Annotated in this window: 19 protein-coding genes; 5 read left to right on the top strand and 14 right to left on the bottom strand. The window is 64.9% G+C overall.

All coding sequences use genetic code 11. The annotated features are described in order from the left end of the window. Positions 1–32: 32 nt before the first annotated feature. The 7 genes from AC1DB0_RS04120 to AC1DB0_RS04090 all read right to left on the bottom strand — a co-directional run bounded on the left by AC1DB0_RS04120 (position 33) and on the right by AC1DB0_RS04090 (position 8,458). Positions 33–902: an ABC transporter permease gene (locus AC1DB0_RS04120; RefSeq protein ID WP_342067792.1), complete on the bottom strand. Its 870-nt coding sequence runs from the start codon at positions 900–902 to the stop codon at positions 33–35. A gap of 5 nt (positions 903–907) precedes the next feature. Beyond that, complete coding sequence (locus AC1DB0_RS04115) at positions 908–1,831, bottom strand: ABC transporter permease (protein WP_054424801.1); 924 nt, start codon at positions 1,829–1,831, stop codon at positions 908–910. A gap of 143 nt (positions 1,832–1,974) precedes the next feature. Further along, the gene (locus AC1DB0_RS04110) at positions 1,975–3,507 is read right to left on the bottom strand and encodes an ABC transporter substrate-binding protein (RefSeq protein ID WP_054424803.1); all 1,533 of its coding nucleotides are present in this window, start codon (positions 3,505–3,507) and stop codon (positions 1,975–1,977) included. A 52-nt stretch (positions 3,508–3,559) separates the two neighbouring features. After that, the gene (locus AC1DB0_RS04105; RefSeq protein WP_054424806.1) at positions 3,560–5,413 is read right to left on the bottom strand and encodes an ABC transporter ATP-binding protein; all 1,854 of its coding nucleotides are present in this window, start codon (positions 5,411–5,413) and stop codon (positions 3,560–3,562) included. A 9-nt stretch (positions 5,414–5,422) separates the two neighbouring features. Continuing rightward, a complete protein-coding gene (locus tag AC1DB0_RS04100; protein WP_054424809.1) occupies positions 5,423–5,935 on the bottom strand; it encodes a winged helix DNA-binding protein in 513 nt (170 codons plus the stop codon). Between the two features lie 45 nt (positions 5,936–5,980). Next, positions 5,981–7,726: an ABC-F family ATP-binding cassette domain-containing protein gene (locus AC1DB0_RS04095; RefSeq protein WP_476756537.1), complete on the bottom strand. Its 1,746-nt coding sequence runs from the start codon at positions 7,724–7,726 to the stop codon at positions 5,981–5,983. A 246-nt stretch (positions 7,727–7,972) separates the two neighbouring features. Then, positions 7,973–8,458, bottom strand: a complete 486-nt coding sequence (locus AC1DB0_RS04090; RefSeq protein ID WP_054424814.1) for an Lrp/AsnC family transcriptional regulator — start codon at positions 8,456–8,458, stop codon at positions 7,973–7,975. A gap of 151 nt (positions 8,459–8,609) precedes the next feature. Here AC1DB0_RS04090 and AC1DB0_RS04085 point away from each other — a divergent pair, with 151 nt between their 5' ends. Beyond that, complete coding sequence (locus AC1DB0_RS04085; RefSeq protein WP_476756538.1) at positions 8,610–10,097, top strand: aminotransferase class V-fold PLP-dependent enzyme; 1,488 nt, start codon at positions 8,610–8,612, stop codon at positions 10,095–10,097. Between the two features lie 6 nt (positions 10,098–10,103). Here AC1DB0_RS04085 and AC1DB0_RS04080 read toward each other — a convergent pair whose 3' ends face one another. Beyond that, complete coding sequence (locus AC1DB0_RS04080; protein ID WP_054424820.1) at positions 10,104–10,481, bottom strand: hypothetical protein; 378 nt, start codon at positions 10,479–10,481, stop codon at positions 10,104–10,106. 289 nt (positions 10,482–10,770) lie between these two features. Between AC1DB0_RS04080 and fmdA the strand changes: the two genes are divergently transcribed. Both fmdA and AC1DB0_RS04070 read left to right on the top strand, forming a co-directional pair. Beyond that, entirely contained in the window at positions 10,771–12,000 is a 1,230-nt protein-coding gene (gene fmdA, locus AC1DB0_RS04075) for a formamidase (protein ID WP_175169420.1), read from the top strand. 10 nt (positions 12,001–12,010) lie between these two features. Continuing rightward, positions 12,011–12,343, top strand: a complete 333-nt coding sequence (locus AC1DB0_RS04070) for an FmdB family zinc ribbon protein (protein ID WP_476756539.1) — start codon at positions 12,011–12,013, stop codon at positions 12,341–12,343. Between the two features lie 202 nt (positions 12,344–12,545). Here AC1DB0_RS04070 and AC1DB0_RS04065 read toward each other — a convergent pair whose 3' ends face one another. After that, complete coding sequence (locus AC1DB0_RS04065; RefSeq protein WP_476756540.1) at positions 12,546–13,295, bottom strand: ABC transporter substrate-binding protein; 750 nt, start codon at positions 13,293–13,295, stop codon at positions 12,546–12,548. An 88-nt stretch (positions 13,296–13,383) separates the two neighbouring features. Next, entirely contained in the window at positions 13,384–13,809 is a 426-nt protein-coding gene (locus AC1DB0_RS04060) for a copper resistance protein NlpE (RefSeq protein ID WP_054424833.1), read from the bottom strand. Positions 13,810–14,003: 194 nt separating this feature from the next. On the opposite strand from AC1DB0_RS04060, the gene AC1DB0_RS04055 reads away from it, so the two are divergent. Both AC1DB0_RS04055 and AC1DB0_RS04050 read left to right on the top strand, forming a co-directional pair. Beyond that, positions 14,004–14,237: a DUF3820 family protein gene (locus AC1DB0_RS04055; RefSeq protein WP_054424837.1), complete on the top strand. Its 234-nt coding sequence runs from the start codon at positions 14,004–14,006 to the stop codon at positions 14,235–14,237. Between the two features lie 179 nt (positions 14,238–14,416). Beyond that, on the top strand, positions 14,417–14,755 hold the full coding sequence (locus AC1DB0_RS04050; RefSeq protein WP_346550502.1) for a hypothetical protein: 339 nt from the start codon (positions 14,417–14,419) through the stop codon (positions 14,753–14,755). 195 nt (positions 14,756–14,950) lie between these two features. Here the strand turns inward: AC1DB0_RS04050 and tssM are convergent, their stop codons facing one another. From tssM to AC1DB0_RS04030, 4 genes are read right to left on the bottom strand one after another with little or no spacing between them, the layout of a single operon-like run. Beyond that, on the bottom strand, positions 14,951–18,895 hold the full coding sequence (gene tssM, locus AC1DB0_RS04045) for a type VI secretion system membrane subunit TssM (protein WP_476758605.1): 3,945 nt from the start codon (positions 18,893–18,895) through the stop codon (positions 14,951–14,953). 15 nt (positions 18,896–18,910) lie between these two features. Then, positions 18,911–20,368, bottom strand: a complete 1,458-nt coding sequence (gene tssA, locus AC1DB0_RS04040; protein WP_346550500.1) for a type VI secretion system protein TssA — start codon at positions 20,366–20,368, stop codon at positions 18,911–18,913. Further along, positions 20,356–21,120, bottom strand: coding sequence for a type VI secretion system-associated protein TagO (locus AC1DB0_RS04035; RefSeq protein WP_447578168.1), 765 nt, complete (start codon positions 21,118–21,120; stop codon positions 20,356–20,358). The genes tssA and AC1DB0_RS04035 overlap by 13 nt, the downstream gene beginning before the upstream one ends. Continuing rightward, positions 21,117–22,685 carry a sigma 54-interacting transcriptional regulator gene (locus AC1DB0_RS04030; protein WP_447982082.1) on the bottom strand — a complete coding sequence of 523 codons (1,569 nt, stop codon included), beginning with the start codon at positions 22,683–22,685 and terminating at the stop codon, positions 21,117–21,119. Before AC1DB0_RS04030 ends, AC1DB0_RS04035 begins: the two co-directional genes overlap by 4 nt.

The raw sequence follows: 22,685 nt of genomic DNA, 5'->3' as shown, positions 1-22,685 counted from the left end.
AGACAAATGCCCCTTGCGGGGCATCTGATCTTTTACACCTTTCCGGTCGGGTCCAGACGGTCTCGCAACCAGTCACCCAGCAGATTCAGGCCCAGCACGGTCAGCATGATCGCCAGACCCGGGAAGACGCTGACCCACCATGCCGTCTGCATATACGTGCGGCCATCGGCCAGCATGCCGCCCCAGCTGGGAATCATCGGGTCCACGCCCAGGCCCAGGAAGGTCAGGCTGCTTTCCAGCAGGATGTTGTTGGCCACGTTCAGCGTCATCAGAATCACCAGCGGGCCCAGCAGGTTGGGCACGATGTGGTGGCGGATCATGGCGAGATCGCGCACGCCAAAGGCGCGGGCAGCCAGCACGAACTCGCGTTCACGCAGCGCCAGCACTTGGGCGCGGACCAGACGCGCATACTGCACCCACTGCGACACGATCATGAAGAAGATCACGTTGAACAGTCCGCCGCCCAGGATGGCGATGAACGTGATGGCCACCAGGATGAACGGCAGCGCCAGTTGCACGTCGGCAAAGCGCATGACGATCATGTCCCAGAAGCCGCGGTAGTAGCCGGCAATAAGACCCATGACGATGCCCAGCAGCGCGCCGCCAATCACGGACGCAAAGCCCACCATCAGCGAGATCTTGCCGCCCACGATCACGCGGGCCAGCACGTCGCGGCCCAGCGGGTCGGTGCCAAAGGGATGGGCGGACGACGTAAACGGCGCCATCAGGCGGGCCGCCAGGTCCATGGATTCGCCGCCATCGGGGAAAATCCACCCCGAGGTCAGCACCAGCAGGATCATGATGCCGGTCAGCACCGCGCCCAGCACGAATTCCAGTGAACGGTAGCGGCTGCGCGGCTTGACGGGCTTGGGGGCGGCGGCGGTAGGAGTGGTTGTCTGCATAAGGCTTACCGCGTGCGGATACGGGGGTCGACGATGCCGTAGGCGATGTCGACGATCAGGTTGACCAGGACGATGACGGTTGCCAGCACGGTGACCGTGCCTTGCAGAACCGGGTAGTCGCGGCCGGAAATGGCGTCAAACGCCAGCGTGCCCAGGCCGGGCCAGTTGAAGACCATTTCAATCACGACGATGCCGCCGATCAGGCCGCCAAATTGCAGGCCCAGATACGTGATGAGCGGAATCGCGCAATTGCGCAGCGCATGCTTGTACAGCACCACGCGTTCCTTCAGACCCTTGCTGCGCGCCACCATGATGTATTGCGCCGACAGCGTTTCCAGCATGGTCGTGCGCACCAGACGGATGTTGGTGGCGCTAAGAATGATGGCCATCGTCAGGGACGGCAGCACCAGGCTGGCCGGGCCGCTCCAGCCTGAAGGCGGCAGCAGCGGGAACGTGATCGACAACAGCAGCACCAGCATCAGCGCCAGCCAGAAGTTGGGGAACGACAGCCCCACCAGCGACAGGATGCGGATGGCCTGGTCGGTGGACTTGCCGCGCTTGATGGCCGCCTGGATGCCCAGCGGCAGCGAGATCAGGATGGACACGATCAGCGACGTGAAGGCGAGCATCAGCGTGGCGGGCAGGGCGTCGCCGATCAGCTTGGCGACAGACGTGCCGCCCATGAAGCTGCGGCCGAAATCGCCGTGCAGCAGGCCCTGCATGTACGACAGGTATTGCTCGTGGAACGGGCGGTTCAGGCCCAGCGCCTGGCGGATGTTGGCCAGGTCTTGTTCGGTGACGCTGCCCGAACCCTGGCTGAGCATCAGCGCGGGGTCGCCGGTCAGGCGTACGGCATAAGAGACAAGCAGTGTCACGGCGACAATCACGAAGACGGCCTGCAACACGCGTTTAATGAGAAATCCGGTCATGAGGCGCCGCCCCGGTTTGCACCCGGGCGGATCAGTAATGTTAATGCTGCAAGTGCCCCGCTAGCGGGATGCCGCGGGGCCGGCTTTGCCGGTCCGCAGGCATGCCCCCTTGAGGGGGAAGCGCGGTAGCGCTTCGGGGGGATTTACTCCACGCTGGTTTCAAGGAAACGGAAGCGGATGTCGCCCGGAACTTCCAGATTCTTCACGCGCTTGTTCACGCCCACGATCGTGTTCAGGCTGTACAGCGGCAGTTCCAGCGCCTGGTCGGCGACGTACGCGGCGATTTCCTGCAGCATGGCTTCGCGCTTCTTCACGTCATAGACGGTGCGTTGCGCTTCCAGCATGCCGTTGAGCTTGGCGTCGTTGTCATACGGGTTCCACTTCTGGCCCGTGTGATACATCAGGTACGCGGTGTTGTCGTAGTCATACGTCCAGCCGCCCCATTGGTTCTGCCACATCTCGCCCGTCTTGCCACCCGGGATGATGTCGTTCAGCAGCACGCCGGTTTCATACGGCTTGATGGTGGCGCGCACGCCCACGGCTTGCAGGTAGCCCGACACGGCTTGGGCGACTTCACGGAAGTTGGAATCGCTGCCGCGCACGTCGATCTGCACGGTGGCGCCCGGCTTCACGCCGGCCGAGGCCAGCAGCTTCTTGGCTTCGGCGGGGTTGAAGGGCAGGGGCTTTTGCTCGGGGTTGTAGCCGAACGATTGCGGGCCCTGGAAGCTGGCGATGACTTTGGCCTGGCCCAGCAGCAGCTGCTTGACGATGGCTTCGCGGTCAACGGCCATGATCAGCGCGCGGCGCACGTCACGGTTCTGCGTGATGCCGCCCGTGGTCTTGTAGCGCAGCGCGAAAGCGACGGGGCCGCCGGTCGAGATGACGTCGGCGTTGCCGGACTTCTTCACGGTGTCGATCAGGCCCAGCGGGATCAGCGTGGCCACGTCGATGCGGCCGGCCTGCAGCTCGGCGACTTGCGTGCCGGGTTCGCTGATGAAGCGGTAGACCACCTTGTCCAGCTTGGGCTTGCCGCCCCAGTACTCGTCGTTGCGGGCCAGCGTTACGTTGACCTTGGGCTGGTAGCTTTCAAACTTGAACGGGCCGGTGCCGACCGGGTTCGTGTTGAAGAAGTCTTCGCCCTTTTCCTTGATGTACTTCGGCGGCACGATCATGGCGCCGTAGCCGGCCAGCTTGGTCAACAGAACCGGGTCGGGCTGCTTCAGAATGAAGTCCACGGTGTATTCGTCCACGACCTTGATCTCGCCGATGGAGTCGTAGTTGGACTTTTGCGGGCCCTTGGCGCCTTCGGCGCCCAGCAGGCGTTCGAACGTGAACTTCACCGCTTCGGCGTTGAAGGGTTCGCCATTGTGGAACTTGACGCCTTCGCGCAGCTTGAAGCGCAGGCGCTTGTTCTCGTCCAGGTATTCCCAGCTGGTGGCCAGGCCCGGTTGCAGCTTCAGGTCGGCGCCGCGCATCGTCAGGCCGTCATACAGGTTGCCGCCGACGGAACCCCAGAAAGTCACGAAGGTGTCGATGGGGTCCCAGCTGCCCGGGTCCTGGTTGATGGCCACGCTGAGCGTGCCAGCGGCATGCGCGGTCGAGAAGACGGCGGGCAGCGCGCCGCCCAGCGCCAGGGTCAGGGCGGTGGCGGTGAAGGTGGTGCGTAGGAATTGCATGTTCGCTCCAGGGACGGGAACTCGGATCACACCGAGGAAAAGAGGGTTGTCTTCAAGCCGCGCGGGCCACTTGATGGCCGGGCGCGAATTCGATCAAGGGAATGATGGCCGGCTCGTCGCCCACGCGGCGCACCGGGCTGGGGATTTCGCCTTCGATCAGCGACGTATCAATATGGCGGCCGGGTTCGGCCACCGGCACGGCGGCCAGCAGCTTGCGGGTATAGGCATGCTGCGGCGATTCGAAGATCTGCCGGCGCGTGCCCAGCTCCACGATCTGGCCCAGGTACAGCACCGCCACGCGATGGCTGACTTTCTCCACCACCGCCATGTCGTGCGTGATGAACAGGTACGACAGGCCGCGGTCTTTTTGCAGATCCATCAGCAGGTTCAGAATTTGCGCCTGAATGGACACGTCCAGCGCCGACACGGATTCGTCGGCAATGATCAGCTTGGGGTTGCTGGCAAGCGCGCGCGCGATGCACACGCGCTGGCGTTGGCCACCCGAGAATTCATGCGGGTAACGCTTGGCGTGCTCGGGCTTCAAGCCCACTTGCTCCAGCAGTTCGCCCACGCGGCGGGCGATGGCGTCTTCGCCACTTAACAGCCCGTGCGTGCGGATGGGTTCGGCAATGCTGAAGGCCACCGTCTTGCGCGGGTCGAGCGACGCGTACGGGTCCTGGAAGATGTACTGGATTTCCTGGCGCAGGCGCTGGCGGCCTGCGGCGTCCATCGAGAAAATATCCTGGCCGTTGTAGCGCACGGCGCCTGAGGTCGGCGCGACGAGCTGCTGCAAGGTCTTGCCGATGGTGGACTTGCCGCTGCCCGATTCGCCCACCAGCGCCAGCGTTTCGCCGGGGTAGACGTCAAAGCTGACTTCTTCCACGGCGTGCACGCGGTGCGTGACGCGGCCAAACAGGTTGTGGCCCACGTCAAAGCGGGTGGTCAGCTTGTCTACGCGCAGCACCGGTTCGTCGTAACGTGCGGTGTCTTGCTCGCGGGTTTCGCCCACTTCGCGCAGCGTGTCGCCGTCCAGCACGGTTTGCGGCGTGCGCAGCGGCAGGTCGCGGCCGGTCAGGCTGCCCAGACGCGGCACGGCGGCCAGCAGCGCGCGCGTGTACGGATGCTTGGGCGCGTTGAAGATCTCATCAACGGTGCCTTGCTCGACCTTCTTGCCGCGCAGCATCACGACCACATCGTCGGCCATCTCGGCCACCACGCCCATGTCGTGCGTGATGAAGATGACGGCGGTGCCCAGGTCGCGCTGCAATTCGCGGATGGTGTTCAGAATCTGCGCCTGGATGGTGACGTCCAGCGCGGTGGTGGGTTCGTCGGCAATCAGCAGGCGCGGCTGGCACGAAAGCGCCATCGCAATCATCACGCGCTGGCGCATGCCGCCGGACAGTTGGTGCGGGTAGCGGTCCAGCAGTTGTTCGGCGTCGGGCAGCCGCACCTTGTCGAGCAGCTTGCGCGCCGATTCGCGCGCGGCGGAACGCGACAGCTGCTGGTGCAGCATGATGGCTTCGATGATCTGGTCACCGATCGTGAACACCGGGTTCAGCGACGTCATCGGCTCCTGGAAGATCATCGCGATGTCGTTGCCGCGGATGGCGCGCATCTGCTCGTCGCTGGCTTTGGTCAGATCGGTTTCACGGCCGTCGTCGCCGCGAAACAGGATCTGGCCCGTGGAGATGCGGCCGCTGGAGTAATCCGTCAGCCGCATGATCGCCATGGACGTCACGGATTTGCCCGAACCGGACTCGCCAACGATGGCCAGCGTTCTGCCCGGCCGGACATCGAAATCCAGGTTGTCGACGGCGCGGAACACACCGTTGTCGGTATTGAAATCAACCGAGACGCCGCGCACGGACAGCAGCGGGGCGGAGGAGGCGGGGGTGGTGCTAGACAACGTGGATTCTCACAGCGAGGTGGCGGCGCGGGCTGCCTGGTCGTACAGGCCCGAGAGCGCGCGCAGGGTGTTGGCCAACTGGTGGCTGGCGTCGTCCGCCGCGGGCGAGTCGATGAACGATTTGACGAGGCATTGCTCGCGCACTTCGGCGTAACGCTGAATGGCGGCGGCGCCGGCATCGGTAGTGGTGTAGATGACTTCTTTGCCCGTCTTGGCGCTTTGCACCACGCCCAGCCGCTCCAGTTTCTTCAGCGAATAGTTCACCAGGTGGGTGTCTTCAACATTCAGCGTGAAGCAGATGTCGGCCAGCTTCTTGCCGCGTCCGCGATGGAACACGTGGTTCAGCACCAGGATGTCCAGCGAGGTCAGATCGGGCAAACCGGCGCACGCCATGCAACGCACCATCCAGCGATTGAAGGCGTGGGACGCGATGATCAAGCCGAACTCCACCTCGGACAACTGCGGGGCGGAGGTGGCCAGATGGGCTGAGGAAACTATGGCGTCCCGAAGGGAAACAGACATGGGCAAGACGGACCAGGGACGGATCGATGACAAAATGTTGGCGAATTATTGACGATTTGTTGGTATGGCGGCATTCGGGATAACCCCAGGAAATATAGGATCGTCTTCGAACAGCGTCCATTTGCCGTCCTGCTCCCATCGCAATTGGTGTGTGGGCGCCAGCGCCGCCAGGAACTGAGTGTCATGCGACACCACGATCAGCGCGCCGGGGTAGTCCGCCAGCGCTTCCTCCAAGGCCTGCGTGGCGGCCAGGTCCAAATGGTTCGTGGGTTCGTCCAGCAGCAGCAACTGGGCGGGGTGTTGTCTCCATAGCGCGCAGGCCAAGGCGGCCTTGATGCGTTCGCCACCGCTTAGCGTGGCGGCAGGCGCATCAACGAGCGCCGGGCCCAGCCCCAGCAAGGCCAGCCGGCTGCGCAGTTCGCCTTCTGGCAGCGGCGCGTGCAATACGTTCAGCGTTTGCAATAACGACTGTGTGGCGGGCAAGCCGGAGGCTCGCTGGTCCAGCAGGGCGGTCGACACGCGCACGTCGCACGTGCCGCGCAGGGGCTTCAGGTCCCCCGCCAGCATCGACAGCAGCGTGCTCTTGCCGCAACCGTTCGGACCAAAGATGGCGAGCCGGAACGGGCCGCTCAGGCTTAGCGTCAAGGGCTGTGCGTGCAGCGGATAGGGCGGCGTGGCGTCTTCCAGGTGCAAGACCCGCCGTCCGCGAGGCACGGCCGTGTCGGGCAGCGCCAGCGCAACGCCCGGGGTGGCGGCGACGCGCTTGGCGGCTTGCGTGACTGCGTCGTCCAGCGCGGCGGCGGTTTCCTGGCGCCGCAGCCGGTCACGGCCCGCATGGCCTTCGGCGCTGGCTTTCTTCATGCCAAGCAGGATGGCCGCCTGATTGGTATCGCGGGCGTTTCGCGCATTGCGGGCGCTGCGCTGCTGTTGCGCGTCGTGCTGGGCCCGTAGTGCGCGCCGCCCCGCCGCGCGTTCGTTGCGGGCATGCGCCAGCGCGGCCTCTGCGGCAGACTGCTGCATGTCGCGCTGCGCGCGCCAGGCACGGTAGTTACCGGCATGCCCGGACAGCGCGCCGCGGTCCAGTTCGACAATGGCGGACATGGCGTCCAGCAGGCGGCGGTCATGGCTGACGACGATCAAGCCGCCGCGCCATGCGTGGATTTTCTCCATCAGCCAATCGCGCGCGCGGGCGTCCAGATGATTGGTGGGTTCGTCCAACAGCAGCCCGTCCGCGTGTTGCAAGAGTGCGCCCGCCAGCGCCACCCGGGTCAGCTCGCCGCCGCTGGCTGCGTGGGCAGGGTGTTCCGGCGCCCAGCCGGGCAGGCCCGCGTCGGTCAGCATCCGCGCCCAGTCTTGGCGGATCAGCCAATGGCCTTCGGCCAGATCGAAATCCGCGCTATGGGTGCTGCCGGCTTCAATGCGCGACAGCGCACGCAGAATCGTGCCGATGCCCGCTACGTCGGCCATCGTGGCGTCTGGGGCCGGCATTTGAATTTGGGGAAGATAGGCGATTTGCCCGTGGCGCACGACGCTGCCCGATTGCGCGGGCAAGCCCCCTTGCAGCACGCGCAACAGCACGGACTTGCCCGCGCCGTTGTGGCCGATCAAGCCATGCCGCGTGGGCGCGAAGTCATGGCTGACGTCATCCAGCAAGACGCGGCCATCGGGCAGCGCGAAGCTGACGTGCCGCAAGCTGATGAAGGAAGGCGCGGAAGACGGCGTGGAACGTGCGGAAGACGGCGTGGAATGCGCCGCGTTCGGCGGGGTGGGTGCGTAAGAAGACTGGGCCATGGATAGCTCTCCGGGTCGGCAAGACGCTTTGCGCGCAATGCGGCAAAGGGCGACAGGGGGGGGAGGGCTTAAAGAATCATGGCCGTGCGGGTCTCCAGGAAGGCAGTCGTTAGGGGGGCGGTCGTGAGTGTGCGCAGTCGTGAGTGTGGGCACTCGTAAAGGTGGGCAGTCTCACGCTTGCGCAGTTTGAACGCGTGGGCAGTTCGAACCCGCCTGCCCGGGAAAGTTCCCCAGCTACCGGCTCGTTCAGTCTTCCAGCATCCGAAGATCCGGCGGCCGGTTTTCAATAATGGCCTCCATGCTAAAGAACCCGGTCACGGTCGACAACTCAAAATCCGTGATCAGCCTTTGATAGAAGCGGTCATAGCCCGCCATGCCCCGGCAGACAACCTTGATCAGGTAATCCCAGTCGCCGCCGATGCGATAGAACTCCGTCACTTCAGGCAGGCGTTCAACGTGCTGGCGGAACCCGTCGGCCCAGGCCTTGGCGTGGTGGCTGGTTCGGATCATCACGAACACCGTCAAGTCCAGGCCCAGCGCCACCAGACTGACCTCGGCGCGCGTGCCACGAATGATGCCGACCGCGTTCAAGCGCTGAAGCCGGCGCCAGCAGGCGTTCTGCGACAAGCCCACCCGATCCGCCAGCTCGCGTTGCGACAGCGCGCCGTCTTTTTGCAGGCAACTAATGATGCTTAGATCAAGTTTGTCTATTTTTTCAAGTTTATCGTTCATATGATCTGTTTTTGCCGGTTTTAAGCAAAAAAACGGTGATGTTTCAACTTGGCATCCATCGTATGATATTTCGCATCACATCGCACATTGCGCGTTCCCCCGCGCCTGACATCGCGAACCTCACCGCGCACCGCTCCGGATACCCCATCTCATGACTACGCACCACGCAACGGCTCCCGTATTGACCGGGCCGTTGCAGCAGTTTCAAGACAGCCTCACCACCGGCGATATCGCCGCCGCCCTGGCCGATGGCCTGATCGGCAAGGACGCGATGATGGACGGCCCCTTTGGCGCCAAGCCGCTGGTCTACGCCGACTATGTGGCGTCAGGCCGCGCGCTGATGCAGGTTGAGCGCTTCGTGCTGGAACATGTGCTGCCGTACTACGCGAACTCGCACACCGAAGCCTCCTATTGCGGCGGCTTCATCACGCGCTTGCGCCGCGAGGCGCGCTCGGCCGTTGCCCAATGCTGCGGCGCCAGTGAAGAACACGCGGTGATTTTCGCGGGCTCGGGCGCCACGGCCGGCATCAACCGCCTGGTGCATCTGTTTGGCGTAGACGCCGCAGTGCGGGCGGGCAGAAAGGTCCGCGTCATCATCGGCCCGTACGAACACCACTCGAACATCCTGCCCTGGCGCGAATGCGGCGCCGAGATCATCGAATTGGCGGAAAGCCCCGAAGGCGGGCCAGACCTGGCCGAACTGGCCACGGCGTTGACCGTCTCGGACGACACGCTGGTGGTCTGCGCGCTGTCGGCCGCTTCCAACGTGACGGGCATCGTCGCCGACGTGCCCGCCATCACGCGGATGGTGAAGCAATCGGGCGCGAAGATGCTGTGGGACTACGCGGGCGGCGCGCCCTACCTGCCCATCCGCATGTCGCCCGCCAGCGATGCGCAGATCGACGCTATCGTGTTCTCGCCGCACAAGTTCATCGGCGGCCCCGGCGCGTCTGGCGTGCTGATCGTGCGGCGCGATGCCGTGGTGACGGCAACGCCCACCTGGCCGGGCGGCGGCACCGTGAAGTTCGTGTCACCCACTGGCCACGATTACAGCGGCAGCTTGGAATCCCGCGAAGAGGCGGGCACGCCGAATGTGGTGGGCGATATCCGCGCGGCGCTGGTGTTGTTGGTGAAGCACGCGCTGGGCGCGGACGTCATGCAGCAGCGCAACGCGCACTTCGTGCAGCAGGCGCTTGCCGCCTGGCAAGACAATGAACACCTGGAATTGCTGGGGTCCTTGACCGCCGCTCGCCTGCCGATCTTCTCGTTCCGCGTGCGCAACGGCAAGGGCGGCTATGTGCACCAGCAGCTGGTGACGCGCATGCTGAGCGACCGTTTCGGCATTCAGGCTCGTGGCGGCTGCGCGTGCGCGGGGCCGTACGTGCATCGTCTGTTGGACATTGACGCTGAGCAGTCGCAGCAGATGCGTCAGGCCATTCTGGATGGCCGCGAAATTGAAAAGCCCGGCTTTGTCCGCTTGAATTTCAGCGTGCTGCTGTCGGACGCCAAAGCGGCATTCATTCTGGAGTCGGTGCGGGCGCTGGCCTCGGATGCGACGGAATTCGAAAGCCTTTATGGATTCGACCCCAGCCGCGCCATCTTCAAGCCGCTGAGCGCCCGCCTGGAAGTCGCGGCCTGAGTCGGATCAGTCCTGCATTTGCTTGCCGCACGTGCGTATCCAGGCGGCTTTCAGATCGGTAAGTTCGTCTGACGCCTGGGTCAGCGTGCGCACAACGCTATCTGAAAACGTCACGCCCTTGCGGCGGCACGCTTCGAAGTCATCGCTAAGCGCGAAGCGGGCATCCAGCAAGTCCAGCCGGCCTTGGCAGAGTTCGCGGTTCAGTTGCAAATCGTTGGCGGCTTCGCGCGTGCGCTGCACGTCTTGCGCACGCTTGATGCTGGCCAGGCCGTCATCAATGCGGGCAGCGCAGTCGTCGGCGGCGTGCGTGGGCGCTGCGGAAAACGCGGCGAGGGCGGCGATGATCAGAAGGCCGGCCAGGGGCCGGCGGGGCGTTGCTGCCATGCGTAAAACCTTGGTGTCGCGGTAAGAATGCTCTGCATCATAACTGCTGCGAAATAGCGTCGCGTCATGTTGCGCTGCGCGGCTGACACTGCATGGAAAACCAGTATGGCAAAACGCGGCAACGCGTCTACCATCGCTGACAGGTCAATGATTCATATCGGTTGACCGAGAGATCCCACGAAGAGATCCCGCCAAGGGAACCCACTAAGAGATCCAACTCGCAAGGGATTGGACGCGCATCCGGCTGAAGTTCTGTTTTATCAACACGTTACGTTGGAGATGAAAGAGAATGGCGAACACGCTCATCGAAGTCGATCTGGAACAATCCCCTTACGAGAACCCGAAGATCCACAACCGTTGGCATCCCGACATCCCCATGGCCGTCTGGGTGAAGCCGGGCGACGATTTCGTGCTGGAAACCTATGACTGGACCGGCGGCGCAATCAAGAACGACGACAGCGCCGACGACGTGCGCGACGTGGATTTATCGACCGTGCACTTTTTGTCTGGCCCCGTCGGCGTCGAAGGCGCTGAGCCCGGTGACTTGCTGGTGGTAGACCTGTTGGATATCGGCGCCAAGCCCGACAGCCTGTGGGGCTTCAACGGCTTTTTCAGCCGCAACAATGGTGGCGGCTTCCTTACTGAACATTTTCCGCATGCGCAGAAGTCCATCTGGGATTTCCACGGCATGTTCACGTCTTCGCGTCATATTCCCGGCGTGAACTTCGCGGGCCTGATTCATCCCGGCCTGATTGGCTGCCTGCCCGACAAGAAGTTGCTGGACACCTGGAACCGGCGCGAACAGGCGCTGATCGACACCAACCCTAATCGTGTTCCGCCGCTGGCGAATCCGCCTGCGCCCAAGACGGCGCACATGGGGGCGCTGCAAGGCGCCGAGCGTGACAAGGCGGCGGGTGAAGGCGCACGCACGGTGCCGCCGCGCGAACACGGCGGCAACTGCGACATCAAAGACTTGTCGCGCGGCGCCCGCGTGTTCTTTCCGGTGTACGTCAAGGGCGGCGGCCTGTCGGTGGGCGACCTGCACTTCTCGCAAGGCGATGGCGAGATCACCTTTTGCGGCGCCATCGAAATGGCGGGATGGGTGCACATGCGCGTGTCGCTCATCAAGGGCGGCATGGAAAAGTACGCCATCAAAAACCCCATCTTCAAGCCCAGCCCGATCACGCCCGCCTATAAGGATTACCTGATCTTCGAAGGCATTTCGGTTGACGAAGAGGGCAAGCAGCACTACCTGGACGTGAACGTGGCCTACCGGCAAGCCTGCCTGAACGCCATCGAATACCTGAAGAAGTTCGGCTATTCGGGTGCACAGGCGTATTCGCTGCTGGGGTGCGCGCCGGTGCAGGGGCATATCAGCGGGGTGGTCGATATTCCGAACTCTTGCGCCACGCTCTGGCTGCCCACAGAAATCTTCGACTTCGATATCCAGCCCTCGGCGTCGGGGCCCATCAAGCACATCAAGGGCGGGGTGGACATGCCGCTGTCGCGCGACCGCTAGGAGACTCACGATGCCCATGTACGACTACGCGTGCGGCGGCTGCGGCGAATTTGCCACGTTGCGTCCGCTGGCACAATGGCGCGACCCGGCCGCCTGCCCGCAATGCGGGGAAATGTCTGGCCGCATCATCGGCGGGGCGCCTGCCATCTCGGCGCTATCTTCCGCCGTGAACCGGGCGCGCGCCGTCAACGAGCGCAGCGCGAACGAGCCACGCAGCTCGCGCGCCGGCCACGGCATGAATTGCGGATGTTGTTCGGGCGGACGCGCATCGGGCAAAACGCGCACCACCGCTGACGGCGCAAAGTCATTCGCGGGCGCCAGGCCCTGGATGATCAGCCACTAGCCTTGCGGCCAGGCAATCGCTGGCCAGCCCGCAGCGGCGCGTACCGGCTTGTTGCCGGGCGCGCCGTTTTTCGTTCTGGTGATGGACTCGCGCGCGGCGGCCTGCGGGGCGTCTTTGTGCTTCGGCTGACTGTTAGAGCGTTCAGGCCGACGCCGCGCTTACCAGCGGCGCAAGTTTGTGCTTCGGCTGATTCTTGGAGCGTTCAGGCCGATGCTGCACTTTCCAGCGGCGCCACCGCCGCGCCCTGGATCTTGTGGCGCGCCAGCGCGTCCGCCACGAAGCCTGATTTCTTCATGGCCTCCACATACGCGGCCAGATACGCGCTGGCCTTGTCGCCACGGCTCTTGGGCACACCCATGGCCTGACGGATCAGCATGAAATGGCCGTCCAGCAAACGCAGCCCGCCCAGGCGCTGCGCGTCGGCTTCCAGCTGCTGCTTCACGCCGGCGGCCACTTCCATGTTTTCCTGCATGAACGTGTCTACGACAGCGGGCGAGGTCGGGGCGCGAAAAATGTCGGCATGCTTGAGTTCGCGCGTCAGGTAAAGGTCATAGGCGCTGCCTTTGCCGACCACGACGCGCTGGCCCTGGGTGTCGACCTGATCCATGGCGGTGATCGGCGAACCTTGACGCACCAGATACGCGCCTTCGATCACCACATAGGGCGCGGTGAAGGCGATCTGCTCGCCGCGCAACGGGTCGATGGCGAAGAAGCCCACGTCCGCCTGTTCGGCGGCCACCGCGTTGACGGATTCGCCCGCAGACTTGAACACCACAAGTTCCAATGTCACGCCCAGGCGCCGCGCAAGCTCCGTAGCCAGGTCCACCGACACGCCGCAGGGCTTGCCGGTGGCAGGGTCGGTGTTAGCCAGGATGGGGTTGCCCAGGTTGATGGACGCGCGCAGCGCGCCGGTGGGGGCGAAGGCGGAGAGCAGCTCGTGGTCGGTCTTCATGGCTTCCTTGGGGGTGGGCCGCACGCCAGGGCGCGGGCGATTGCAGAAGAATAGCCGGAAGCGTGGGCGTTGCGCGATGGCCGTTTTGCTATTGTGCGCGGCGCAGCACGTAGTGCGGGGCGAGCGGGCCAGTGGGCCGGGTGCCATCGCGATACAACATCGTGACCTGGTTCTCACCCACGAAGTAGCGCTGGCTGTCGCCCGCGGCGTCCAGGCGTATCGTGCTGCCATCCGACTCCCAGCTGAACGTGCCGGTCACGATTTCCGGCTGCGGCTCGCGGTCCAGATATTGGGTCTGGCGTTCGTAGCGGTCATCCTTGAACAAGGTCAACCGGGTCTTGATGCCCGGGCAGTCCGCGCAAGGCAGCGTGCCGTCATAGCTGCCCGGCCAGTCCAGCGCGTTGCGCGCCGTGTGATTGTCCACCGGCGTATCGCGGGCATTCGGACTTTTTGGCGGGGCGCAGCCGGCAAGCAAGGCAAGACTCAGGGTGCAGGTCAGGGTGGTTTTCATCATGGCGAGCTCCTGTGGGTAGACGCGTTCACGATACGGACAGCAACGGGGCGATGCTGAAACGGGATGTAAAGCGGAATTGCGCTACGCTTGGCGTCTTTTCTGCCAGACTGGCGCTTGCCCGCGAGCCATCATGACGAAAGCAAAAAGCGAACGCCGCAACATCGTCACCCGGCCTTTCGGAATGCCCCGACCCTATGGACCCTGAACTGTTGAATTTGCTGGTGACCCGCGACATGCCTTTTGGCAAGTACAAGGGGCGCCTGATCGCCGACCTGCCCGGCCCGTATCTGGCCTGGTTTGCGCGCAAGGGGTTTCCGCCCGGAGAACTGGGCCGCTTGCTGGCCTTGATGCATGAGCTGGACCACAACGGCTTGTCATCGCTGCTGGCGCCGTTGCGAAAATCCCGGCCCGCTTCGCCGCGCGGGTAGGACGGCTTGGGCATCGCCGGCAATACGTGGCCGGCCCATGCTGCTCCGAAACGTAGGGAAACAACTCTAGGGGGCGCCGCCGCATTTTGGCCAGTGCCCGGCGCTACGATAGGCCGGCGCGCCAGGGCGGACCCTTGCATCTCCGTCTCCGCGCGCTTGTTCATTGAAGAGAGGTTGCCATGAAGAAACGCCACATCACTGCCTTCCTGTTTGCCGCGTTGTGCGCCGCTGGCGCCGCGCAGGCCCAGTACGCCCCGGCCGCCCCGGGGGCGCAGGAAATGCAGTTTCCCAGTATGCCGTCCAAGGATGGCAGCCAATCGCCGCCGTCGACCTTGCGCATGACCGTCACGCCTGAACAGGCCCCGCCCGCGGTGATCCGGGACTCGGCGGAGAGCCAGGCGCAGTATGTGCGCTGCCGCGAGGTGTCAGACCGCGCAGCGGTGTCGAACGCGCAGATGCAGGCGGGCGTGGCGCAATGCCTGAAAGAACTGGAACAGCGCCGCCAGCAACAACAGTAGCAGCGCCGCTAGCGATAACGGTAGCAGCGCCGCTAGCAATAACGGTAGCCGCGCCGCGAGCAATAACCGCAGCAGCGCCGCCAGCAATAACCGTCGCGCCGCCGGCGATAACCAGCAGCGCCACCTGGGATATCCGGCGGTGCGACAGCAGAAATCCCGCGGCGTGGCGAGCCATCGCCCGCGGTTTGATTGCGATTACCGCGCCGCCATTTTGATTTCTCTTTCGGCATGCCCCGCATCGGCCTTGGGGGGAGACTTCATCGGCCCCTTGGGCGGCGCCGCGCGCGGGCCCGCGTTGGTGCCGGTGACGGGTGCCGGCTTCTGGGTGCCGCGCGGCGTGATCTTTGGCACGGCCGGCACGGGCGGCGCAGCCGGCGTGGCCACGGAAGCCTCGGCCAGCAACGTGCGCGGCAGCGCGAAGCCGTCGAAGCTCGCCTGCGTGAACGGGTTGTTGGATTTTTCAGCGGTGATCCGGTAGCGCATGGCGCCGTCATTGGCCGAGAAACTCAAATCAACGCTGTTGGCCGTCGCGCTTTCCAGCCGCGCCTGACTCAACAGGCGGAACATCGACCACGACCCCCGGTACGCCAGACCGCTGCTGGTTCCCGTCGCGCCAACCAGCGTGATGCGGCTTTCGGTGGAATCGCCCAAGTTGTTGGGCCAGATCAGGCCGACGCTGTTGCTTGCGCCGTGGCTATAGGCGATCAGTTGGCCTTCGACGCTTAGCACGCTGCTGCGCCGGCTGGCGGTCAGCCCCAGCGGCGTGATGCTGAACTGCACACCCAGCGCGCCGCGGCTGTTGAAGAAGGCGTCGCGGATACGGTCGGCGGCTTCCAGCTGCGTCAGCACATCCATACGCACCAGGTAGCCACCGCGCCGTTCCGAATACAGCGCCTCAAGGTTCTCGTCAAAGAACAGCTTCAGATATTGCTCTTTGAACTGCGCCAGCCGGCCCTGCGGTCCGAACAGCGCGGTGAAATCTTCCAATGACGCATCAACGCGGCTGCCCGGGTTGAACGGATAGCGGCTGGCCAGGCGCTCGTGGTAGTAGCGGTATACGTCGGTTTCCCAGCGCCGCTCCAGCTCCTTCAAGGCTTCGATCAACAGCACCTGCGACGACTCGTCGGCCAGTTTCTTGACCTGCCGGTTCAGGGGCTCGGGAAGCCCCGCCGCCACGCGTTGCAGGTTGGCGATGGGGTCGGCGCCCTTCAGCGCGAAGCGGTCCAGCACCACTGCCAGCGCCGCCTTTCCCGGTTCGGGGCTGTCGTGCACACGCTTCATGGTTTCGTGCACGCGCGCCACGGCGGCCATGCTCTCGTCCAGGTAGGAAGGCTTGTCGCCTTTGGCCACCAATAGTTCGGATAGCGGCGCAAAGGGGCGCGCGATAGCCGCCACCTGCGGCACATTGGCGCCTGCTGACGCGGTCGCGGATGCGGACGCAGATGCTGACATCGACGCCGCCGCACCCGCCGCCACCCCCGGGCTCTTGTCGGCGGTATCGCCTGCCGTGGCGACAGCAGGCAGTGGCGGATTCAGCACGGTGTTGTCGCGCACGGTTTCCACCAGCCGGCGCAAGGGCGCCGCGGGGCTCGTCACGCTGCCCAGCACATCCACCGCCTGGCCCAGATCGTCAAAGTCCACCACTTCCAGATGGTTCAAGCTGCGCTGCCATGTGTTGATGTAATCGCTGCTGTAAAGCGCGCGCACGCGTTCGGCCAGCACCTGCTTGTCGGCTTCCGAATAATCAATGCGCTGGCGTTCGCCCAGCGTCCAGCGGTCGATCAGGGCCAGGTCGGTGAAGTCTTTGCCGTGCGCCGCGAAGTAGCTGTGATAGCCCGTGGCCGTCAGCAGCGGGTCTATGCGTGTGGCGGGATCGGTTTGGGCGTCCAGGGGCGCGGCGGCCTTGTACACGATGTCGAAGGCGGGGCCCACTTCATTGCGCAAATCCAGCGGCGTGTGCAGAATTTTCCCCGCCTGTTCGCGCATCGTCATGTAGACGCGCTGCGGCATCGGGATTTGACGCAGGCGCTGCTGCACTTCCTCGACCCGTGCGCGATGCTGTGGCAAGACCGCATCCGCGTACGTCAAGGCGTAGTCCAGATGGCGGCGCAAGCCGTTTTGCACCGCGCCTTCGCCGGGGAACGCGGCTTGCCACTGCTGCGTCATCCAGTCTTCCACGATGGGTGAACGGCGGTTGTGGCGATCTTCGATCATGCGGTAGACGCGCAGCGCCGCCAACTGCTGATTGCTGCCCGAGGGCGCACTGTTGATGGCGTTCATGACACCGCTGGCCAGCTCGGGCAGAAAGCGCTTGGACAGCAGCTGCAGATAGGCCTCGTCAACCTTGGGGCCGATCTTGCGGCCTTGGTACAAACCCAGCTCGGATACCAGCGGCCACGCCTGACGGTAGTCTCCCACCACGGCGACCGCGCCGCGGATCTGATCCAGCGGTTCGAGCAGATTGCGTCCCGTCGGGTCGCTGCTGCCGTCGATTTTGTGCGTGCTGAATTCGCGGCTCTTGTCCAGCACCGACATCGCCATTTGCCGGTTGACACCGTGGTAGTGATACCAGCCGCCCGCCAGCAACAGGCTGCCCAAGGCCGCGACGCCAAAGCCAACCATCAGCGTGCGGCGCTTGTCGGCCATCACCTTCAGGTTGTCGCCGGCCAAGCCGGCCTCGGGGTAGATGATGCGCTGGAACACTTGCTGTGCGAAGTACACCGCCGAGCGGCCGCTAGGCTTCACGTTGGTGGCGGGGGGCGTCAGGCTGTAGGACGCCGCCGCCGCGCTGATGAACGCGTCGCACAACAGGCCTTGCTGATACACCGACGAAAAATACACGCCACGCGGCAAGGCGGGCGTGATGTAGCGGTCGCTGCCCAGCACGTCTTCCAGGAAGCCCAGCAGCACCGGCCGCATGCCCGCGAGCTGCCGGACCAGCGAGAACAGCGCTTCGCGGGCTTCCATGTTGGCTGCCTCGGCCATGGCGTCGAAGATCTGTTCGTTCAGATGCTGGATGAAGCCGTCATAGCGTCCGGCCAGCTCATCAAGCCAGGCATCGTAGTCATGCACGGAATCCAGCGTGAAGGTAAAGCCGAAAATGTCTTCGCGCACGGTGCGCGGCAGCCGCGCGAAGAAGGGCTCGAAGCCATTGAGCAGATCGAATTTGCTCAGCACCACGTACAGCGGCGGGCGCGTCCCCAAATGGCGGCTCAGTTCGGACAAGCGCGTGCGCAGCAGAATCGCCAACGCCTTGCGGTCGCTGGCTTTCTGGTTCAGCAGCGTCACCAGATCCACCATCAACACCACGCCGTTGAGCGGGCGGCGGCTGCGGTTGCGGCTCAGCCAATCGACCAGCCCAACCCACAGGCGCGCGTGCGCGCCGATAGGCAGAGCCACCCGCGAGGTGGCACGGGCGGGTGCCGCGTCGGCGGTGGAGTCTGGCGGCGAGCTGCGGACCGGATCGGGCGTGGCCGCCGAGCTTGGGCCGGGGTCAGGCCCGGCTGCGGTTTGGGCCAGGGGCTCCGGTGCAGACGCGGCTTCGATCTGGCTGATCAGTTCGCCCGGCGGGTCGATCAGCACGGCCTCGTCGCCCATCCACCAGTCGATGTCGTACGCCAGGTCCGGGTCGGTGAACGCGCGCCTGGCGCCAGCCTTGACCTCGTTACTGAGCGAGAAGCTTTGGCTGGAGCGGTTGATGAAGCTCGTCTTGCCGGTGTTTTCCTGGCCCAGCACCAAGTACCACGGAAGTTGGTACAACGCGTTGCGGCCCTTCAAGTTGCTGCGCAACACATGCAGGCTTTGGTCCAGCGCGCGGTCCTGCGCCTGCACAAAGCGCAGCACCGGATCTTCTTCGCGCTGCTCGGCCGCGCCGCGTTCGGCTTCCAGGCGGCGGTTGCGGCGGCGAAGCGTCCAGACCCAGGCCAGCACCGGCAGCATCAGAACGACGAGCGTGCACAGGACGCGCATGGACAGATCCGCCAAGGGCTGGTGATTGCGCCATGTCCAGTGCGGACCCAGCCACCAAATGCCGATCAGCACGAAGGTGATCGCCAATGCGGCCAGCACGGGCATCGCGCTCTTGAAATGGCTCGCTACCGGCAGACCGTAGCGCTTGAGGTACGACCACACATTCTTCATCGGGAGACTCCTTCCTTAGCTCTTGCGGTCCGCCTCGGCGGGCGGACGCGCGGGCAGGTATTTATTCAACTGTTCGGACAACTCAGGCTCCCATTCGTGGGCGGGCAGTGTGTGCAGCGTGATGCCGACGTTCGTATATAGGGTGTCGGCCAGCCACGACAGGCCGCGCGCGGCCAGCAGGTCGGCCGCGATGACGGCCGCATACGAGCGCTGGCGCGGCGATTCCGAATGGCCCTGCATGTCTTGCAAGCGGCGCAGCACGGTTTCCACGCCTTCGGTGTCCAACTGCGCGACAAGCTCTTCGCGCAACGCACCGAATTCCTGCAAGGGGCCGCTTGCCGCGCCTTCGGCGTCCGCACCGCTCAGCCACGCCAGCGTCTCGCTGTCCACAAAGGGGCGGCCGTCGTTGAAGCTCAGATCGACCAGCGACGGAATGCGGCGTACGAAGCGTTCCGTGGCCAGACGGATCGCCGTTGCCACGTCTTTCATTTCCAGCCGCGCGGCCATACCTGCCGCCAGAAAGCTGCCGCGTATCCAATAGGGCGAGGCGACGACGCTTTTCTCTACGCGCTGCAACAACGCGGGGTTGACGGCATTGCCCGCCAACGCCTCGCTGTAGCCGTCCGCGATGTCGGCCGGCACCGCCATGAGTTCCGTGCGCATGCCATGGCGCGTGGGCGGTGCGGCATGCAGATGCGCCCAAAGCGCGAAGCGGCGCAGCTGGTAGCCGGTGGGGTCGTACGCATCCTGCTGGTTGACGAAGTCGGCCACCCCCAGCAGCGACCGCCGGTTCTCGCGTTCGTCACCCGGCTTCAAGCGGGTGTTGTCCGTGTTGAAGAACGCTTCGGTGATGGCCTGCCCGCCTTGTTGGCCAGCGCTTCGGGCGGGCGCGGGGCTTTCCGGAAACCGGGTTTGTTCGACGCGGCGCGAGAAGTGCGCCTCGAGCCCGGTCAGTTGCGCTTGATCCAGTTGGGCGGCAACGGCGCAGGCTTGCAGGCGGTCAAGCGCTTGTTGCGCCCGGGCGTGATCCGCCTTGCTGAAACCGGTGGCGGACAAGGCGTCCAACGCGCTGCGCAGACGCTCCGCCTGCACGGCCACCAGCCGGCGCTTGCCCAGATAGCCGGTGGGGCCGGGCTTGGGGTGCCCGGTCTCCCAATAGTGTTCGACCATGCCCGCCAATACCTCCGCGGCCTCGGCCCAGCGTGGCCAGGAGGGGGCCTTCAGGCGCGCGGATATCAAATGGCCAGCGATGCGGAAGTGCTTGCATTGCGTGCTCAGGTATTGGCGCGACGCTTCATCCACGTACAGCCAGTCCAGCCGCGCTTCCTGCAAGCCGCCCAGCTTGATCATTTCGTGGTCGATCGCCTGAAAAGTTTCGTCTTCGGGATCAAAGTGGCCCGCCGGATGGCGCGCGTCCAACGGGGCCAGCAACGCGTCGAGTGCAAGAGGGGCGTAGTCCGTCACCAGTGACATGCCTCGCGCTGGCGGGACAGCAGGGCCTGCAAGCCGGTGGCGTTGAACGTCAGGCCATTCAGCGGGGCGTAGTCGCTTTCCACCCGCAACTGCGCGCCCGCCACGAAGGGGCGCAACTGTTCAATGGCCACCAGGCCCCGGCCCGCATCCACGACGTTGCCTTCATCCAGTACGCGCCATCGCCGGGCGGCGGACAGCGGGCGTTCATCGATGTGAAGACGGATGCTGATTTGATTGCGTTCGAACGGCTGCTCGGCCACCAGTTGCAGGCGCGAGATGTTGGACAGGCAACTGATCGCCAGATACGTGGGTGGGCCGGCGGCTTGCGCGGGCGCGGAGATCATCACCCGGTGTTGTCCCGCGTGCTCGTCTTGCGTGTGAGACAGCAGAAAGGCGGTGTCGCCGGCTTGCCGGGCGGCTTCGTTCATGCGGACAAGATCGGACGCCAGGGTGGGCGCCGGCAAAAAGGGCGGCGGCTGCTCAGCGGCGACGGGCGGTGCGATGTCGAGGGCGGGCGCCGGCTCATCTGGCAGCAGGCTCGCCGGACCCATCGGCGCGGGGTCGATTGACACGGTGCGCGCGGAGCGCTCAACCGGGCGGGGTGGCGTGCCCGCCAGCGCGTCAAAGCAGGCCAGCCGTTCAATGGCCGAGATGATCTGCGTGCAGGCGGCGGCGTCGGGGCCGGACACGGACACCGCGTGGCTGGCCAACGGCGCCAGCAACAACAGGGGCAGAAGGGTGAAACGCTTCATAAGGGGTGGTCCTCCCGGTCCAGATTCCAGGCCTGGCAGCGGCGTGCCAGCGTGCGTTTGGGGATACCCAGGCTCTGCGCGGCGCGGCTGCGAGACCCATTGACTTGGCGCAGCCGGGCTTTGATCACCAGGCTTTGGAACGTGTCCAGCGCCTGGGGCAGGTTGTCGGTATGCAGCAGCCCTTGCAGCATCGCGCTGCCCGGGTCGGCAAGCGGCGGGGCGTCCAGGTCCGGTTGCGACAAGTCCAGCATGCCGGCACTGATGCGTTGCCCGGGGGGCGTGCGTTCAGCCGCCACCAGCACCACGCTGCGCAACTGGCGCACGTTGCCGGGCAAGGGCTGCGCCGCCAACATCGCCAGCGCGTCTGGCGTGATGCCCGCAACGCGCGACTGGCGTTCACGGTTGTGCTGCAACACCGTATGAAAGGCCAGCGCGGGAATGTCCTCGGGGCGGTCGCGCAGCGCGGGCAACGCCAGCGTCAGTTGCCGGATGCGGAAGTACAGGTCTTCCCGGAAATGCCCATCGCGCACCCGTTGGGGCAGCGGCTGATGGGTCGCGCAGATCAGGCGGAAGTCGGAACTGAGTTCACGCGTGGCGCCCAATGGCCGATATTTCTTTTCGTTCAACAGACGCAGCAGGGTGCCTTGCAGCGCCAAGGGCATGTCGCCGATTTCGTCCAGGAACAGCGTGCCGCCATCGGCTTCGGCCACCAGCCCGGATCTGGCCTGCAAGGCGCCCGTAAAGGCGCCGCGCACATTGCCGAACAGCTCCGCTTCAATCAGCTCCTTTGGGATGGCGGCGCAATTGACGGGCACGAACTTGCCTCGGCGCGGCGAGGCTTGATGAATCAGCCACGCGGCATGGTCTTTGCCCGTGCCGGTTTCGCCGGTCAGCAGGACGGCCAGCGCGGAATCCGCAAAGCGCAGCATGTCTTCGCGCATACGCCGGGCCGCGGGGCTGACGCCGATGAACTCGGCCGCCAGCAGGCGCGCAGCGCGCATCCGGCTTTGTTCGACGGCCGGCTCTGCGTGCTGGCTGCGTTGGTAGCGCGCATCATCGGCCACGTTGGCCTGCCGATGCAGACGCGCGTAAAGGGATTCGTGGGCCGCAAGCAGCGCGCGCCAGAGGGAATCATCGCGCCACGCCGACAGCACCGCGGGCGGCCCGGCCAGCGCCAGTACGGTCAAGGGCTGGCGGCGCTCGTCGCGCAGCGGAATCGCCAGCAACCCGAATTGCGCACCCAGTTCATCGCGCAGCCGTTCATACCCCGTGCCCACATCGACCAGCCCGGACATCTGATCGATCAGACAAGACTTTGCACTGGTCATGGTGTAGACGAGGGGGTCGTCAAGGGCGTCCATGCTGATGTCGGGAAGGGGATTGGCCGCCGACCCCGCCTGCACAAGCGGAAACAGCCGGTCTCCTGTGGCGTCTCGCGCGTACAGGCATGCGCCAGCCATGCCCGGCTCGTTCAGGCACGCGTCGAGGAACACGCGTGACAGCGCGTCCACGCGTGAAGCCATGGCCATGTCCCGGGCGATGTCCGCCACGCTTTGCGCATCCAT

Source organism: Achromobacter sp. 10T422, assembly GCF_056394065.1.
The sequence above is the reverse complement of the archived record's forward strand: the minus strand, read 5'-3'. Positions and strand labels throughout refer to the sequence as shown.